Annotated in this window: 14 protein-coding genes; 2 read left to right on the forward strand and 12 right to left on the reverse strand. The window is 59.2% G+C overall.

Translation table 11 applies throughout. The annotated features are described in order from the left end of the window. Positions 1-861, forward strand: coding sequence for an excinuclease Cho (gene cho, locus C1Y43_RS01865; protein ID WP_104186800.1), 861 nt, complete (start codon positions 1-3; stop codon positions 859-861). A 78-nt stretch (positions 862-939) separates the two neighbouring features. Here cho and spy read toward each other — a convergent pair whose 3' ends face one another. The 6 genes from spy to C1Y43_RS01895 form a co-directional block, all read right to left on the reverse strand. Continuing rightward, positions 940-1,434, reverse strand: a complete 495-nt coding sequence (gene spy, locus C1Y43_RS01870) for an ATP-independent periplasmic protein-refolding chaperone Spy (RefSeq protein WP_021506263.1) — start codon at positions 1,432-1,434, stop codon at positions 940-942. A gap of 321 nt (positions 1,435-1,755) precedes the next feature. Next, entirely contained in the window at positions 1,756-2,751 is a 996-nt protein-coding gene (gene astE / locus C1Y43_RS01875; protein ID WP_104186802.1) for a succinylglutamate desuccinylase, read from the reverse strand. A 45-nt stretch (positions 2,752-2,796) separates the two neighbouring features. Continuing rightward, positions 2,797-4,125 carry an N-succinylarginine dihydrolase gene (gene astB / locus C1Y43_RS01880; RefSeq protein WP_104186804.1) on the reverse strand — a complete coding sequence of 443 codons (1,329 nt, stop codon included), beginning with the start codon at positions 4,123-4,125 and terminating at the stop codon, positions 2,797-2,799. Further along, positions 4,122-5,591: a succinylglutamate-semialdehyde dehydrogenase gene (astD, locus tag C1Y43_RS01885; RefSeq protein WP_104186806.1), complete on the reverse strand. Its 1,470-nt coding sequence runs from the start codon at positions 5,589-5,591 to the stop codon at positions 4,122-4,124. The genes astB and astD overlap by 4 nt, the downstream gene beginning before the upstream one ends. Then, positions 5,588-6,619, reverse strand: a complete 1,032-nt coding sequence (gene astA / locus C1Y43_RS01890; RefSeq protein WP_021506267.1) for an arginine N-succinyltransferase — start codon at positions 6,617-6,619, stop codon at positions 5,588-5,590. Before astA ends, astD begins: the two co-directional genes overlap by 4 nt. Then, entirely contained in the window at positions 6,616-7,836 is a 1,221-nt protein-coding gene (locus C1Y43_RS01895) for an aspartate aminotransferase family protein (RefSeq protein ID WP_058757664.1), read from the reverse strand. Before C1Y43_RS01895 ends, astA begins: the two co-directional genes overlap by 4 nt. Positions 7,837-8,706: 870 nt before the next feature. Between C1Y43_RS01895 and C1Y43_RS01900 the strand changes: the two genes are divergently transcribed. Continuing rightward, complete coding sequence (locus C1Y43_RS01900; protein ID WP_031279188.1) at positions 8,707-9,795, forward strand: porin; 1,089 nt, start codon at positions 8,707-8,709, stop codon at positions 9,793-9,795. 93 nt (positions 9,796-9,888) lie between these two features. On the opposite strand, the gene C1Y43_RS01905 is transcribed toward C1Y43_RS01900, so the two are convergent. From C1Y43_RS01905 to C1Y43_RS01930, 6 genes are all read right to left on the reverse strand, one after another. Continuing rightward, positions 9,889-11,328 carry a YchO/YchP family invasin gene (locus C1Y43_RS01905; protein WP_104186807.1) on the reverse strand — a complete coding sequence of 480 codons (1,440 nt, stop codon included), beginning with the start codon at positions 11,326-11,328 and terminating at the stop codon, positions 9,889-9,891. A 220-nt stretch (positions 11,329-11,548) separates the two neighbouring features. Then, on the reverse strand, positions 11,549-12,190 hold the full coding sequence (cheZ, locus tag C1Y43_RS01910) for a protein phosphatase CheZ (protein WP_058757663.1): 642 nt from the start codon (positions 12,188-12,190) through the stop codon (positions 11,549-11,551). A gap of 9 nt (positions 12,191-12,199) precedes the next feature. Continuing rightward, positions 12,200-12,589 (reverse strand): chemotaxis response regulator CheY, encoded by a 390-nt coding sequence (gene cheY / locus C1Y43_RS01915; protein ID WP_021506272.1) that lies wholly within the window; start codon positions 12,587-12,589, stop codon positions 12,200-12,202. A 39-nt stretch (positions 12,590-12,628) separates the two neighbouring features. Continuing rightward, positions 12,629-13,678, reverse strand: a complete 1,050-nt coding sequence (locus C1Y43_RS01920; RefSeq protein WP_021506273.1) for a chemotaxis response regulator protein-glutamate methylesterase — start codon at positions 13,676-13,678, stop codon at positions 12,629-12,631. Next, positions 13,675-14,550, reverse strand: a complete 876-nt coding sequence (gene cheR, locus C1Y43_RS01925; RefSeq protein WP_031279190.1) for a protein-glutamate O-methyltransferase CheR — start codon at positions 14,548-14,550, stop codon at positions 13,675-13,677. The genes C1Y43_RS01920 and cheR overlap by 4 nt, the downstream gene beginning before the upstream one ends. A gap of 104 nt (positions 14,551-14,654) precedes the next feature. Next, positions 14,655-16,334 carry a methyl-accepting chemotaxis protein gene (locus tag C1Y43_RS01930; RefSeq protein WP_058769680.1) on the reverse strand — a complete coding sequence of 560 codons (1,680 nt, stop codon included), beginning with the start codon at positions 16,332-16,334 and terminating at the stop codon, positions 14,655-14,657. Positions 16,335-16,452 lie beyond the last annotated feature (118 nt).

Raw genomic sequence — 16,452 nt, forward strand, 5'->3', positions numbered from 1 at the left:
TTGGTCAGACGAGCAAACCGCCATCGCCTCGAATTTGATGCGGCGGCTATCTATCAATATCCCGAACATCTGCGTCAGTGGCTGGAAGGCTTGCCTAATCAGCCGGGCGTTTACACTTTCCACGGTGATAACGACAACCTGCCGCTGTACATCGGCAAGAGTATCAACCTGCGCAGCCGGGTGATGGCCCATTTTCGCACGGCGGATGAAGCCAGCATGCTGCGCCAGGCGCGACGCGTCAGCTGGATCCCCACCGCCGGGGACGTGGGCGCACAGCTGCTCGAAGCGCAGATGATCAAAACACAGCAGCCGCTGTTCAATAAGCGCCTGCGCAAAAACCGCCAGCTGTGCTCGCTGCAGCTGGGCGACGGCGCACCGCAGGTGGTGTACGCGCGCGATCTCGATTTCTCCTCCTCGCCTGACCTGTACGGGCTATTCCGCAGCCGCTTTGCCGCCTTAGAGAAGCTGAAAAGCCTCGCCGACGAGCTGCGCCTGTGCCACGGCCTGCTGGGATTAGAGCGCCTGCAGCCGGGGCGCGGCTGTTTCCGCGCGGCGCTTAAACGCTGTGCCGGTGCCTGCTGCGGGGCGGAACCGCTGGCGGCGCATCAGGAGCGCCTGCTGGCAGGGCTGGAGCAGCTGCGCGTGGTGTGCTGGCCGTGGCGGGGCCCGGTGGGTATGGTGGAGCGCGGGACGGAGATGACGCAGATTCACGTCATCGATCACTGGTTCTGGCTGGGATCGGTCAGCAGTGAGCAGGAAGCGCGTCAGCTGCAACGTGCGCGTCACGGCTTCGACCATGACGGCTACAAAATTCTCTGCCGACCGCTGCTGTCCGGCGTTTATCCGCTGATTGAGCTGTAACGCAAAACCGCCGACGCTGCCCAAAGCACAGTGTGCCATGGACAACGTCGGCGGTCTCAAACCGGTGAGCTAAACGGCTTATTCGCCATCAGCCGGCGGTGGCGGCATTTTACCGTCATGCGGGCCTTTTTCTGTCAGACGTTTCTCAAAGTTGGCGTTGTACTGCTTCTTCTGGTCTGGCGTCAGCACGTTATAGATCTTGTTCTGGGTTTCCAGCATCTTCAGCGCATGCTCTTTCGCATTGGCGCTCATTTTGTCTGCCTGCGCTTCTGCTTTGGCACGGTCAAAGGTGTCGGATGCGATGATGCTGTGGTTAGCACGACGCTCTTCCAGCGATGGACGCTTCATGTCTTTATGGCTGTCACGCAGGATGTCGCGAATCTGGGTTTTCTGCGCGTCGGTCAGGTTGAGGTCTTTGAACATCATGTCCATGCCGTGGTGGCGCATCGGCTTGTGCATCGGTTTTTCACTGCCCGCTGGCGGCGGCGTCAGGTTGTCAGCCGCAGCATGGACGATATTGGCGGCGCCGAAAGCCATTGCGGTAGCCAGAAACAGGGAGGTCAGTTTACGCATAATATTGTCCTTACTTTTCAGTTTAATGACGACAGCCTGTGTCGCGTCTTCGGAAACAAGCATACGACGCTGAACGTCAACTACTCAGAGGCTGAGTAAAGCCCTGCAAGCATAAAAGACAGATATCGGGCAATCATGGAGAGATTGCGAAGAAATGCGTGAGGAATTGCAAAAGAGTATGACGATCAAGGGGAAAGCGCAGGAATTAAGGAGGAGTGTAATGGCTTTGTCGGTTTTGCGGAAGGGAAAATGTCGTTAATTTGCTCACCCGTGACCTCTCCCGCCACAGGGAGAGGAAGGATTGCCGGGTAAAGCTTTCGATTACAACTCCAGCGCCTGGGTCTGCTCACTCTCCTCCACCAGCATCAGCCCGGCGCGCAGGCCCGGTGCCACGTTGGGATTGGGGAACAGCACATATTCACGCGCCTGCTGCACGTAATAGCGCCGCTCACCCTCTTCCGCCAGCAGCGTGCCCTGCGGGAAAGCCGTGAAGTTGAGAGTTTCCGGGCCCATATGCAGAACAAACTGCTCGCCGTGCCGGGTGATTTGCTGTGCCACGCGATAATGGCGCGGCGTCTCGCGCACCGGCGGCAGCGCCTCACCGTACAGCAGCGCCGCCAGCGCACGCTGCACGCCGCTGAACTGAGTGAGATCGTTCTCGCCAAAGGGCAGCGCCTTTCCCAGCTCCAGCGTACAGCTGGCTGCCGCGTAGTGTTCACAGCTGAAGTGGGTGAAGGTGCCGCCCGGCGCACGGTGAAACACCAGCGCCTCCAGCTCGGCCGCTGCCAGCCAGTGTAAAAAATCCGCTGGCCACGGCTGGCTGTTGAGCGGCATCACGCCAAAGCGCGTATGCCACGAACCGCGAATCGCGGTGTGCAAATCGAGATGCCAGCGAATCTCGTGATCGAGACACTCGCACCAGAAGTTCTCCAGCGCCTGCTCCAGCTGGAGCGCGCGCTGCGCCTCCGGCACGTCGGCCACCTGTTGCCAGCGGCCACCGAACAGCCGGTTGATATCATAATGCTGGTAGCGTTTGCCGCTGCGCAGCGCCGCCGGGTTGCCGAGGATCACCAGCAGGCGCACGGCCAGCGGTTTTTCCCCCTGCAGCAGCGGCGTCAGCAACAGATTGAGGATCTCCACCGGGGCGGTCTCGTTGCCGTGAATCCCGGCAGAGAGAACCAGCGCCTGCTGCGTGGGCGTATGCGGTGTCAGGGATAGTATGCCCTCATCATGCCACTGCCAGTGCAGGTGGGCGTTACTGCCCTGCCACTGCGCGGGCGGCCTGCCTGACAGGGTTTGCTGTAAAAAGTCCTGCATGTTCACTCCTTTCTGACACAGGGGGCAACACATTTGCCCCCGGCGTTAACGCTGAAACGCGTAGACACTGCCTAAGTCTAGCAGCTGTGTCAGCTCGTCCAGCGCGCTTCGCCCTTCGCTCAGCAGCTGCGGATCGGCCAGATCGGCCTGCGTCAGGCGGTCGCGATAGTGACGATCCACCCAGTCATTCAGACGCGTAAACAGGCGATCGTTCATCAGCACCGCCGGATTGACGGCCTGACGCTCCGCCTCGGTTAACACCACGCGCAGACGCAGGCAGGCCGGTCCGCCGCCGTTGCACATGCTCTCACGCAGATCGAACACCTGCAGCGCGCGAATCGGGCCGCCGCTCTCCACCAGTTCGCTCAAATAGCGCCACACGCCGGGATGCTGGCGCGACTCTTCCGGCAGCACCAGCCGCATGCCGCCGTCCGGATGCTGCAGCAGCTGGCTGTTAAACAGATAGGTGTTCACCGCATCGGCCACTGACACCCGATCGCGCGGTACCACAATCGGCTGGAAGCCCGGCACCTGAGCCGCCAGCTGTTGCAGCAGCTGGGGCTGGTCGACAAACGCCTCTTCGTGGCAGAAAAACACCTGCTGATTGCTGACGGCGATTACATCATTGTGGAACACCCCCTGATCGATCACCGCCGGATTTTGCTGAGCAAACAGCGTGCGCGCGTCATCCAGCTGATGCAGTCTCGCCACCGCCGCGCTGGCTTCACGCGTCTGCCGCGCCGGATAGCGCGCCGGTGCGCTGCCCTGCTGCTGGCCGTCGCGACCGTAGACAAACAGCTGAACGCCGGGCGCGCCATAGTCAGCGCCGAAGCGGTTATGGTTGGCTGCGCCTTCGTCACCAAACAGCGCCACCTGCGGCAGCGCGTCGTGTACGCTGAAGTGGCGGCCATCGCGAAAGATGGCGCGGAGCAGATCGGCGGTTTCCGGCGCTTCAATCGCCCGGTGGAACTTATTGTTGAGGTTGGCAACGGTAAAATGCACTTTGCCGTCGGCGCTGTCGGCCGATGGCGAAACCGTGGCCGCATTGGCCACCCACATCGCCGACGCCGAACTGGCCGCTGACAGCAGCTGCGGTGCCTGCTGCGCCGCTTTGGCCAGTACCTGCGCATCGCTGCCGCTGAATCCCAGCTGGCGCAGCAGCGGCAGATTAGGCCGCTCGTGCGGAGGGATAACCCCCTGCACATAGCCCATGTCGGCCAGCGCCTTCATTTTCAGCAGCCCCTGTTTGGCCGCCAGCCGCGGATTGGAGGGCTGCAGCTGATTGCGCGTGGAGGCTTCGTTGCCAAATGACAGGCCAGCGTAGTGGTGCGTCAGGCCGACCAGACCATCAAAGTTTGCTTCAAACGCCTTCATGATGTCGCTCCTGAAGCAGCAAAATCGAGCCCTGGCGACAGGCTGCCTGGCAGCGCCAGGCTGCTGCTCTCCAGCGAGGCCATCGGCCAGGCGCAGTAATCCGCCGCGTACCAGGCGCTGGCACGGTGATTACCGGAGGCGCCCACGCCGCCAAACGGTGCCGAACTGGCGGCGCCGGTCAGCGGTTTATTCCAGTTCACGATGCCGGCGCGCGCTTCCAGCAGCAGCTGATCAAACTGGTCACGCTGTGGTGACACCAGCCCGCACGACAATCCGTAGCGCGTGTCGTTTGCGAGGCCAATCGCCTGCGCGTAATGGTCGTAGCGGATGACCTGCAGCAGCGGTCCGAACACCTCTTCGTCAGGCAGTCCGGCGACGCCGGTCATGTCGATGATGCCGGGCGTGATAATCGCGCTGTCGCGATCCGGCCAGTGCATCGCCAGCAGCACCTTGCCACCCAGCTCAACCCGCTGCTGCCAGGCGGCGAAGATCTGCCCGGCGGCGGCGGGCGAAATCACGCTGCCCATAAATGGCTGCGGTTCGGCATCCCACGCTGCCGGTTTGAGGCGCGCACTCACCTCGACCAGGCGCTGCAGGAAGGCATCGCCTGCCGCACCGCGTTTCACCAGCAAACGACGCGCGCAGGTGCAGCGCTGGCCGGCGGTAATGAACGCCGACTGAATAGCGATATGCACCGCGCCATCAATGTCGGCCGGATCTTCTACAATCAGCGCATTGTTGCCGCCCATCTCCAGCGCCAGCATTTTCTCCGGCTGTCCGGCGAACTGGCGATGCAGGTGATAGCCGGTGGCCGCGCTACCGGTAAACAGCAGGCCGTCAATCTGCTCCGCCTGCGCCAGCGCCTGGCCGGTATCACGTCCGCCCTGTAACAGCGCCAGCGTACCCGCCGGCAGGCCCGCTTCCTGCCACAGCTGCACGGTTTTCTCTGCGGTGGCGGGGGTCAGTTCGCTCGGTTTAAACAACACGCAGTTGCCCGCCAGCAGCGCCGGCACGATATGTCCGTTCGGCAGATGGCCGGGGAAGTTATACGGGCCGAACACCGCCAGCACGCCGTGCGGCCGGTGGCGCAGTGAACTCTCACCTTCGGCCTTTTCGCCGGTGCGTGTGTGATAAGCCTTAATCGAAATGGCCACTTTATTGATCATCGCCTGCACTTCGGTCAGCGTTTCCCAGCGCGGTTTGCCGGTCTCACGTGCGATGATTGCCGCAAGCTCGGTTTTATCCCGCTCCAGCAGACGGGCAAAATCCTCTACCCGCGCCTGGCGGGCAGCAAACGGCAGGCGTGCCCATGCCGGGAACGCCGCGCGTGCCGCCTCACAGGCCGCCGCCACCTGCGCCGCAGAGGCAGCGTTGCCCTGCCATAAGATCTCGCCGCTCACCGGATTGTGTTTACTCAGCGTCTCCGCGCTGCCCGGCTGCCATTCACCGTTGATAAAATGCGTCATGCGTTATTCTCCTCGCGACCCAGGGTAACCACCCGCAGCGAATCGCCATAGTCGCAGCGCAGCGCGGTGCGCTGCTGCTGATTAATCAGAACCTGACCGGATGCGACATCGACCGGCAGCAGCGCCACGCGGAACTGCTGATAGTCGCAGTTCGCCACCAGGCACAGCGGCCAGTGCGCCTCAGCTTCGCCTTCGCTGGCGGTCAGCACTTTGCTCTTGCGGATGGCGCGGATGCGGTCGATCTCACACTCCAGCGTCGGGCCGCCGTCAAAGATGTCGATATAGTTGAGATAGCGGAAACCCTCGGCTTCCAGCACCGCGCGCGCCGGCGCGGTTTTCGGGTGGACTTCACCAATCACCTGCTGTGCCGCTTCCGACAGATAGTGGATATACAGCGGATGCTTGGGCATCAGTTCTGCGATAAAAGCTTTTTGCCCGGTGCCGCTGAGAAAATCGGCCTGGCGAAACTCCATCGAGAAGAAACGGCTGCCCACGCTGTCCCAGAATGGCGAATGTCCCTGCTCGTCGCTGACGCCGCGCATCTCCGCAACCACGTGCTTCATGAAGCGCTCGCGGAAGTTCGCCATAAATAAAAAGCGCGACTTGGACAGCAGATGGCCGTTTTTACCGTCGCGGTAGTCAGGATCGAGGAACAGCGTGCACAGTTCGCTGCTGCCGGTGTGATCGTTACTCAGCGATAAGGTCGGCAAACTGGCGTAGACGTTCAGCTCTTTCGAGGCGTGTACTTGAGTACCGACGCGGAAGTTGTACCAGGGATCCTGCAAACCTACCGCCACTTCAATGGCGCAGATGCCGACGGCGCGATTGTCACTGCTATCCGCCAGCACAAACACGTAGCCCTGTTCAGCGCGCGGCAGCGCGTCCTGCCAGGTTTGCAGCGAGCGCTCAATGCGCGCCTTCAGCGTCTCGCTGTCAGCGGGCAGCGAGGTCAGACCGCCGCCGGTTTTCCCCGCCAGCGCCAGCAGCTGCGGCAGATCGTCACGTTCGACGGGGCGGATCACCATCATGATGTGGCTCCTTTGAGCACGCGTGCGCAGGCGCGTTCGAAGCGCGCCAGCCCTTCTTTTACTTCACGCTCGCTGATGTTCAGCGCCGGGGCAAAGCGCACCACGCTGGCACCGGCGATCAGAACCATCACGCCCTCTTCCGCCGCCGTCAGGTTGAACTGTTTGGCTTTACCGGCAAAATCGTCATTCAGTACCGCGCCAATCAGCAGGCCCAGGCCGCGAATCTCTTTAAACACCGGCAGCCGCTGGTTGATCTCCTGCAGCGCCGTGACAAACCACTGGTGCCGCTCGGCGACGCCAGCCATAAACTCAGGCTGATTGATCAGCTCCAGCACTTTACCGGCCACCGCACCGGCCAGCGGGTTGCCGCCGTAGGTGGTGCCGTGCGTGCCGACGCCCATCACCTGCGCCAGATCTTCACGCGTCAGCATCGCACCGATGGGGAAGCCGCCGCCCAGCGCCTTGGCGGTGCTCAGCACATCAGGCGTGACGCCGTAATGCATATAGGCATACAGCGAGCCGGTACGGCCGACGCCGCTCTGCACTTCATCAAAAATCAGCAGCGCCTGATGGCGGTCGCACAGTTCGCGCAGTCCGCGCAGGAACGCCGGATCGGCCGGTAATACACCGCCCTCGCCCTGAATCGGCTCGACGATGACCGCGCAGGTCTGGTCATTAATTAAGGCCGCCGCCGAGGCCAGGTCGTTAAAGGTGGCATGCTGAATGGCTGGCGGTAACGGGGCGAAATCGCGCGAATAGGCGGGCTGGCCGCCGGCTGAAACGGTGAACAGGGTGCGGCCGTGGAAGGCATTGGTGAAGGCGACGATACCGTTTTTTTCGGCACCGAAACGGTCGTGCGCCACTTTACGCGCCAGCTTCAGCGCGGCCTCGTTGGCTTCCGCCCCGGAGTTACAGAAGAACACGCGGTCGGCAAAGGTGGCATCAATCAGCTGCTTCGCCAGGCGCAGAATCGGTTCGTTGGTGTAGCCGTTGCCGGTGTGCCACAGTTTACCGGCCTGCTCGGTCAGTGCCTGCTGCAGCGCGGGATGGGCATGGCCAAGCGCGTTCACCGCGATGCCACCGGCAAAATCGATGTACTCTTTGCCCTGCTGATCCCACAGCGTAGAACCTTCGGCACGCACCGGCACAAAAGCCGCAGGGGCATAAACCGGCATCATCCATTGATCGAAATCGTGACGTGAAACCTGCAGTGACATAGCCATTTCTCCTGCCTCACTTCGGGTGAAGCTTTTGTTTTAAAATTGTTAAAAGTTGCTGAGTTGCAGCTCGACTATAGAGTGCAGTTAACGTGCCAGCCAGAGGAAAAAATGCATAAATCAGGTTCGGTAACGAAATATCAATAAGTTACACCCTTTCGCCATGCACATTTAATGCATAAAAAGTGAATAACCATCCGATGACAGCAGCACCGCAGTAATTTGTTTAGCGGATTTATGCATTCGCAAAATGAAATATTGCTTTTGTGATCGCACAGCGGATATTTCGCCAAAATGAGGCGTCGGCTGCGCCATTTTGGGGCGCGCTGCGCTTAGCGGGTGCAAGTGACAGCCCGGTTCAGGCATCGGCGTGGTGCATGTCGGCCGCTTATTAGTAACAACTGATTAACTTATTTTGGCTACCCTGTGCCAGACTGTCCGGTAATTAAACGTATTAAAGATCGGGATATTATTTAGCCTGAAATAAACCGACACAGTGCGTCAATGCGGATAATTTACGGGGTGACTATCAGCCTGCTTTGATTCATAAGCATTGAACTTTAAGGCATAGGCTTGTGCTATTTAAGGCAATAAAGCGCTATTTTTATTAAGTCATACCCCTCTTACTTTAATCATTAATTATCAATAATATAAATATTAATCGTCGATTAAACACTCACTTAATCATGATAAGTAAAAGCGATTCCCATTTCCGAATAATGGAATTGGCGTATAAAAATCGCACAAAAAGCCAATAAGAAATTATTTGTTACAACTATTGCACTACTGATCTTCATCCTTTTGTGTCATTTTCTTGTCACCCCACCAGGGGCTTAAAAAATTAAAAAATAACACAGGGTAAAAATATAAATGATGAAGCGCACTTTACTGGCAGCAGTCATGCCATTGCTGCTGGGATTTTCTGTGGCTCAGGCCGCTGAAATCTATAATAAGGATGGTAACAAGCTGGATCTGGTCGGCAAAATTAACGTGTCGCACCTGTTCTCCGATGACACCACCAATGATGGTGATACCTCATCGTATGTCCGTATCGGTTTTAAGGGCGAAACCAAAATTACCGATCAGCTGACCGGCTACGGTTTCTGGCAATCGCAGTTCAGCCTGCGTAACACGGAAGGTGCCGATGCGCAGGCCGGTAACAAAACCCGTCTCGGCTATGCGGGTCTGAAGTTTGCGCAGTTTGGTTCGATCGACTATGGCCGTAACTATGGTCTGATTTATGACGTGCTGGGCTATACCGATATGCTGCCTTTCTTCGGCGGTGATTCCGGTTATGTCGATGCTTTCCTGTCCGGTCGCTCCACCGGCGTGCTGACCTGGCGTAACAAAGATTTCTTCGGTCTGGTTAAAGGCTGGAACGTTGCAGCGCAGTACGAAGGGAAAAACGAGCGCAGCGACAGCGCGGCAACGCCAAACCTGGCGGTACGTCGCTCTAACGGTGATGGTTTCGCCCTTTCCACCTCGTATGATACCGACTTTGGCCTGAGCGCGGTGGCCGCCTATGCCAGCCTCAATCGCGTCAGTGCGCAAAACCTTGCCACCTACGGCAGAGGTGAGAAAGCCGAACACTGGGAAACCGGGGTGAAATATGATGCTAACCAGCTCTATCTGGCGACCATCTACGGCGAATCCCACAACGCTACGCCAATCGGTAACAGCGGGTTCGCCAACAAAGCGGTGAACTTTGAAGCCGTGGCGCAGTATCAGTTCCTGAACGGTTTCCGTCCGTCGCTGGGCTACGTGAGCTCAAAGGGCAAAAATATTGAAAACGTCGGCGACGCCTGGCTGTTCAAATACGCGTCCGTGGGTGCCACCTACTACTTCAACAAGAACATGTCGGTCTACAGCGAATACCGCATCAACCTGCTGAAAGATGACAACGCGCTGCGCCTGAAAACCGACGATATTACCGCGGTCGGTCTGGTGTACCAGTTCTGATGATGATTTACCCTCATGGCATCCCGGCAAGTGTCGGCTGAGGATGCAGCAAAGGGCAGCTCCGGCTGCCCTTTTTCTTTGGTGCCGCGCTGATTATGGCGCCAGCAGGTCGAAGCGGTTTTCGCCCCCCTGCTCCAGCATCACCGGCGGCTGCACCTGCAGCGTAATCCAGTTGGAAGTCACGCGATTTTGCTTGCTGTCCTCCAGCGTCACCGACAGGCGATAACTGTTGTTCGCCTCAGGCGACGCATCCCACGCCGGCATAATGATACTCCAGCCCTGTGGATCGTTGGGATCGGCACCCGGCGTCAGGCTCAGCGCCTGCGTATCGCCCTGCCAGCTGACTTTACTGATTGGATGAGCACTGCGGATCTGCAGTTTCAGCGGCAAACTCTCGCCCGCATTGAGCTGCCACGGCGGCGTGGCGAGGAATACCGACAGGGTTTTACGCTGGCGGAACTCCAGCACCGGCGTATTGCTGCGCGTGACCAAATCATAGCGACTACCGCGCAGCGAACGCGCGGCGGCGACGTTATCCGGATTGAGCTGCTGACTGAGCGCCACGCCAAAGCGGTAGTTGAGACGTAAGCCGAGCTGATCCTGGCTCTCGCCTTCATTACTGGTTTTGTGGCTGGCCGATACGGTGACCAGCGGCACTGGCGTGTAGGAGACGCCCAGCGTCAGCGCTGAAGGATTGTGGTAGCTGTTGCCGGAATTAAACAGATCGACATTGTTGCCGAGATACTGCTGCCAGCTGACCGACACGCCCAGCTGGCGGTAAAACGGCAGATAGCCCTGGGTGGTGACATCATACCCGCGCGCCAGCCGCTGCTGCTGGAACGGGTTGCGATTGCGCCAGCCGGACAGCGGCGTGTAGTAGTTGGCGGATAAGCGCAGGTAGTCGCTCCAGGCCTCGGTGCCCAGCGAAGCGCGCTGCAAGCCGCTGTCAAACAGCCGATCAACGAAGCCGTTATAGCCCAGCAGCCAGCTGCCGGCCACCCAGCGCTGTCCCAGCCCGGCATTGCCCACCAGCCCGTCATCGGTCTGGTGTACGCCCAGCTGGCTGAACGTGAGGTAATTGTAGCGATCGGCCCACGGCGTCAGCAGCGAAGCCCCACTGCCGCTGAAGTTACCTTCCATATCGACGTTAACATCGATCTGTGCCTGGCCATAAGGCGACAGCAGCGACTGCCCTTCATCCGCCACCCGGGTGGCAACCTCATCACGAAAATGGTTAAACGCCCAGATACCGGCCTGCTGACCCAGCGTGGTATCGCTGTCGCTGTTCTGGCTGGCCTCGCCGATGCTTTTGGCAATGCCCGCCAGCTTTTTACTGAACGCCGACGTATCGTCCTGATAGCCCAGCGCCGGTAATTCATCAGCAATTTTCTGGAAACGTGCCGGATCGGCAAACGGTGTTGCGGAGACGTCGCTGTTGTCAGTGAAGGCCTGCGCAGGCGCAACGGCCGCCAGTACAGGGGCCCCGAAGGCTACAGCAGCGAAAATTTTGCGGGTCAGAACCAATGGCAGCATAGCAAAAGAGTAGTCGTTTCAGTTTAGAATTTGAAGTAGCTCACAAAACTGTACGAGGTTACCTTAACATATCCTCGCGCCAACGTAGGACTTGTCTTGCTATGTTTCAGAATTTACGCCACCCGCGGGCATGCAGGGCGATCAGACGGGAAAACACGTCGTGCGTTCCCCTCTCCCGGGCGGGAGAGGGTTCGGATGCGGGTTGAACACCCGATCAGCATTAAAAACCTAAACTGTCCAGCAGGTCGTCAACCTGGTCCTGGCTGGAAACCACACCTGGCGCGTTAGCATGGATCTGCGGACCGTTCAGCAGGCTGTTGCCCTCTTTACGTGCCGCCGCATTGGCTTCCGGCATGTTCTCCAGCAGTACCATCAGCAGCTGACGTTCAATCTCCTGGATCACATCCATCATGCGCTTGATTACCTGACCGGTCAGGTCCTGGAAATCCTGCGCCATCATGATTTCCAGCAGCTGCTTGTTGGTGTACGCCGTGTGAGACGGAACGTCGTCAAGGAACTGGCGCGTATCCGAAACCAACTCGCGTGCATCCGCCAGCTCGATCGGGTTTTCAAACCAGGCATCCCAGCGGCCTTTCAGCTGGGTGGCGCCGGCTTCCATCTGGTCCTGGTGTGGCTGCGCCGCTTCCACACAGTTCAGCGCACGTTCCGCTGCCTGTGCGGTCATCTGCACCACATAATCCAGACGGTCACGCGCGTCCGGAATCGCTTCTGCCGCTTCGGCAATGGCCTGATCCAGCCCCAGTTCGCGCAGGCTGTCACGCAGCATACGTGTCAGAGAGCCAATCCGGGCAATAATCTCGTGTGCCGAAGCTTCTTCAGTTGGTTTCGGAAGGTCGCTCATCACATCTCCTTACATACCCAGTTTTTCGAAGATTTTGCCCAACTTCTCTTCCAGCGTGGCGGCGGTGAAAGGCTTCACCACGTAACCGCTGGCACCGGCCTGCGCGGCGGCGATGATGTTCTCTTTCTTGGCTTCGGCGGTCACCATCAGCACCGGCAGTTTGCCCAGCGTGGCGTCGGCACGAATGGTCTGCAGCAGTTCCAGACCGTCCATGTTCGGCATGTTCCAGTCAGAGATAACGAAATCGAAGCCGCCTGCACGCAGTTTGGTCAGGGCGTCGACGCCATCCTCGGCCTCTTCCACGTTATTGAATCCCAGCTCTTTCAGCAGGTTACGGACGATACGACGCATCGTGTTGAAGTCGTCCACTACCAAAAAGCGCATGTTTTTATCAGCCATATCTACTCCTGTGTTGTCTTGTCCGGCAGGACCGGCTCGTTAAATTCGCAATGCCTGTCCGGCGCTAATTTTGGCCAGCATATGCTGGCTGATGTGGCCCAGATCGACCACTTCACTGGTGCCGCCCATCGCTATCGCTTCGCGCGGCATACCAAATACCACACAGCTGGCTTCATCCTGGGCGATGGTCCACGCGCCGGCGCGGTGCATTTCCAGCATCCCGGCCGCGCCGTCGTTGCCCATGCCGGTCAGAATGACCCCCACTGCATTTCGCCCGGCGTTGACCGCAACCGAGCGGAACAGGACGTCCACCGACGGTTTATGGCGGTTCACCGGCGGTCCGTCGTTCAGTTTCACCACGTAGTTGGCACCGCTGCGCGCCAGCTCCATGTGCATCGCGCCCGGCGCGATATAGGCGTGGCCGGGCAAAATACGCTCGCCGTCTTCCGCCTCTTTTACGGTGATCTGGCACAGCTTGTTCAGCCGCTCGGCAAACGAGCGGGTAAAACCGGGCGGCATGTGCTGCGTAATCAGCAGCGCCGGACTGGTGGCCGGCAGCGGCTGCAGCACATGGCGAATCGCCTCGGTGCCGCCGGTTGAAGAGCCGATAGCAATCAGCTTTTCACTGCTCAGCAGCGGTCCCGCTTTCAGCATCACCGGCTGCGGCGTGGCGGCACGCGCATGCAGTTTGGCGCGCGCGGCGGCGCGAATCTTGTCGGCGATCATCTGGCTGTAGGCCAGCATGCCTTCACGGATGCCGAGCTGCGGCTTGGTGACGAAATCCACCGCGCCTAACTCCAGCGCACGCAGCGTCACTTCCGATCCTTTACCGGTCAGCGACGAAACCATCACCACCGGCATCGGCCGCAGGCGCATCAGTTTTTCGAGGAAGTCGAGGCCATCCATACGCGGCATTTCGACATCCAGCGTCAGCACCTGCGGGTTGTACTGTTTGATCAAATCCCGCGCTACCAGCGGGTCCGGCGCCGTCGCGACCATCTCCATATCGGGATGGCTGTTGATGATCTCCGTCATCAACTGGCGCATCAGCGCGGAATCATCCACGCACATCACGGTGATTTTGCTCATCGTCTTTCCTTGGTCAGTCCATAGACAGTCTGTCCACGCAGCCAGAACTCTTTACTGATCTGACTGAAGTTTTCCGAATGCCCGGCAAACAGCAGACCGCCCGGCTTCAGCAGGGGGACAAAACGGCGCAGAATTTGTTCCTGCGTCTCTTTATCGAAATAGATCATCACGTTACGACAGAAAATCGCGTCGAACGGCCCCGGCAACGCCCAGTCGTGCGCCAGTAAATTGAGCTGCGCATAGTTCACCATGTTGGCCAGCTCGCTGCGCACGCGCACCATGCCGGCGTGCGGGCCGGTGCCGCGCAGGAAGAAGCGCTGCAGCTGCGACTGCGATAAGGTGCGCAGCTCCTCCTGGCGATAAACGCCCGCTACCGCTTTCTCCAGCACCTGGGTATCAATATCACTGGCGTGGACGGAAAATTTCCCCGGTCCGGTGCCCAGCGTTTCTGCCAGCGTCATGGCAATCGAGTACGGCTCTTCACCGGTTGAAGCGGCGGTGCTCCACACGCTGTAGTTGCCGCTGCGTTTGCGCGCATGCTCTGCCAGAATCGGGAAGTGGTGCGCCTCACGGAAAAATGAGGTCAGGTTGGTGGTCAGTGCGTTAATAAACGCCTGCCACTCGGCACTGTTCGGGTCCTGCTCCAGCAGCGCCAGATAGCGACCAAAATCATCAATATTCAGCATGCGCAGCCGACGTACCAGACGGTTGTACACCATCTCGCGTTTGTGGTCGGCCAGCACGATGCCCGCACGCTGATAGATCAGCTGGCTGATACGACGAAAATGTGTATCGGAAAGCGGCAGGCGCTGCACCATTTGTGAGAGCAGCGTCGTGGCTTCATTTTGATCCAATAACGTCGATTTCTTCATTTCGGGTCACCCGGCAACAAACTGATTAAATTGTGATACTGCGGTTGCTACTGTGCTGCCAGTGCACACCATTCACACGGGCCGCCCTGCGGCGGCCACAAGGGTTAAAAGGTTTCCCAGTTATCGTCAGCGCCACGAGCTCCTGCCGCTTGCGCCAGCGCCTGCGGTGCAGACGGACGCGCAATTTTTGGCGCTGTAGTTACGTTAACGGCCTGGGCGACAAATTCTTTACCAATATTGAACACCGCCACCGACTGTTTCAGTCGGCTGGCCTGATCTTCCAGCGCCGCCGCCGCCGTCGCGGACTCTTCCACCAGCGCGGCGTTCTGCTGGGTGACGCGGTCCATCTCGTTCACCGCCAGGCCAACCTGGTCGATACCGCGGCTCTGCTCATCGGAAGCCGAGGCGATTTCGCCCATGATGTCGGTCACGCGGGTCACCGCGTTGACGATCTCGCTCATGGTTTCGCCCGCGCTCTCTACCAGCACCGAACCGGTATTGACGCGGCTGACCGAATCTTCAATCAGGCCTTTGATCTCCTTCGCCGCCTGCGCGCTGCGCTGGGCCAGACTGCGCACCTCGCCCGCGACCACGGCGAAACCACGCCCCTGCTCACCGGCGCGTGCCGCTTCCACCGCGGCGTTCAGCGCGAGGATATTGGTCTGGAAGGCGATACCGTCAATCACGCTGGTGATATCGGCAATCTTCTTCGAACTGCCGGCGATGTCCTTCATGGTGCTGACCACGCCATCGACCACTTTGCCGCCCTGCTGCGCCGTTTCGGACGCGTTCAGCGCCAGCTGCGACGCCTGACGGGCGTTTTCCGCGTTCTGCTTCACGGTGGCGGTCAGCTGCTCCATGCTGGCCGCGGTCTGCTCCAGCGATGCGGCCTGCTGTTCGGTACGCGAAGAGAGATCGTTGTTGCCCATGGCGATTTCGCTGGCGCCGGTGTAGATGGCGTCAGAACCGTCGCGCACGATGCGTACGGTGCGCGCCAGCTCCTGCTGCATGTGCTGCAGCGAACTGAGCAGGTCGCCCATTTCGTTACGTACGCTGAGATCGACCGGCTGCGTCAGATCGCCGCGCGCAATATGGCGGATGTGCTCAATGCTCTGCTGCAGCGGACGGATCAGCGCAGTACGCATACCGCTCCACACCAGCGCAATCACCAGCAGCGTCACCAGCAGCGTGCCAACTACCAGCATAATCGCGTGTTGGTAAGCGCTCTCGTTGGCGTCAATGCCCTGTTTTGCCAGCACAATGTTGTAGGCGAGCCAGGCGTTGTAATCCTTTTCAAATTTGTCCTGAAAACCCTGCGTTGGCTGATCGACAAAGCCTTTAAAGTTACCGGCACTGAGAAAATCAATCAGCTCGGCCAGCGCCCCGCGAAACGCGTTGTAGTTGGCCTGCAGCGTCAGCACGTTCTCCGCGCTTTTGCCCTTTTCCGACAGGTTAGCGTTGAACTCGGCAAAGCTCTGATCGGCGGTTTTCAGCTCCGTATTGGCCAGCGCCACCAGATCTTTTACTGTGGCACCGGAGCCGGCCTGCTGACTGTCCAGCAGATAGCGGATACCGGCACGGTTCAGCGTGTTACGCGCCTGTACCAGCGAAACCCATGAGGTGCCCATCGCCCGCTGCAGGGTGCTAAGACGTTGGTTGTACGCAAAATTATCTTTATCGGCTTTCACCGTTGAAAAAAACATTCCTCCGGAAAACAGCTGCAGTAAGGCAAATAACGCCAGCACGCACAGCAGGCCGGATACCACTCGAACACGACTAAACATAAACACCTCATTAATTGGCGGATCGCTGGTGTTATCGGCGCGCAGGCGCGGATCTTTATGTGAGGTGAAAGGGGTAAGACCAGCAGCAAACCGGGGAAGGGCCAGCCACGTGACCCTC

Source organism: Pantoea sp. ICBG 828 (genome assembly GCF_002928355.1).
GTDB lineage: Bacteria > Pseudomonadota > Gammaproteobacteria > Enterobacterales > Enterobacteriaceae > Pantoea > Pantoea dispersa.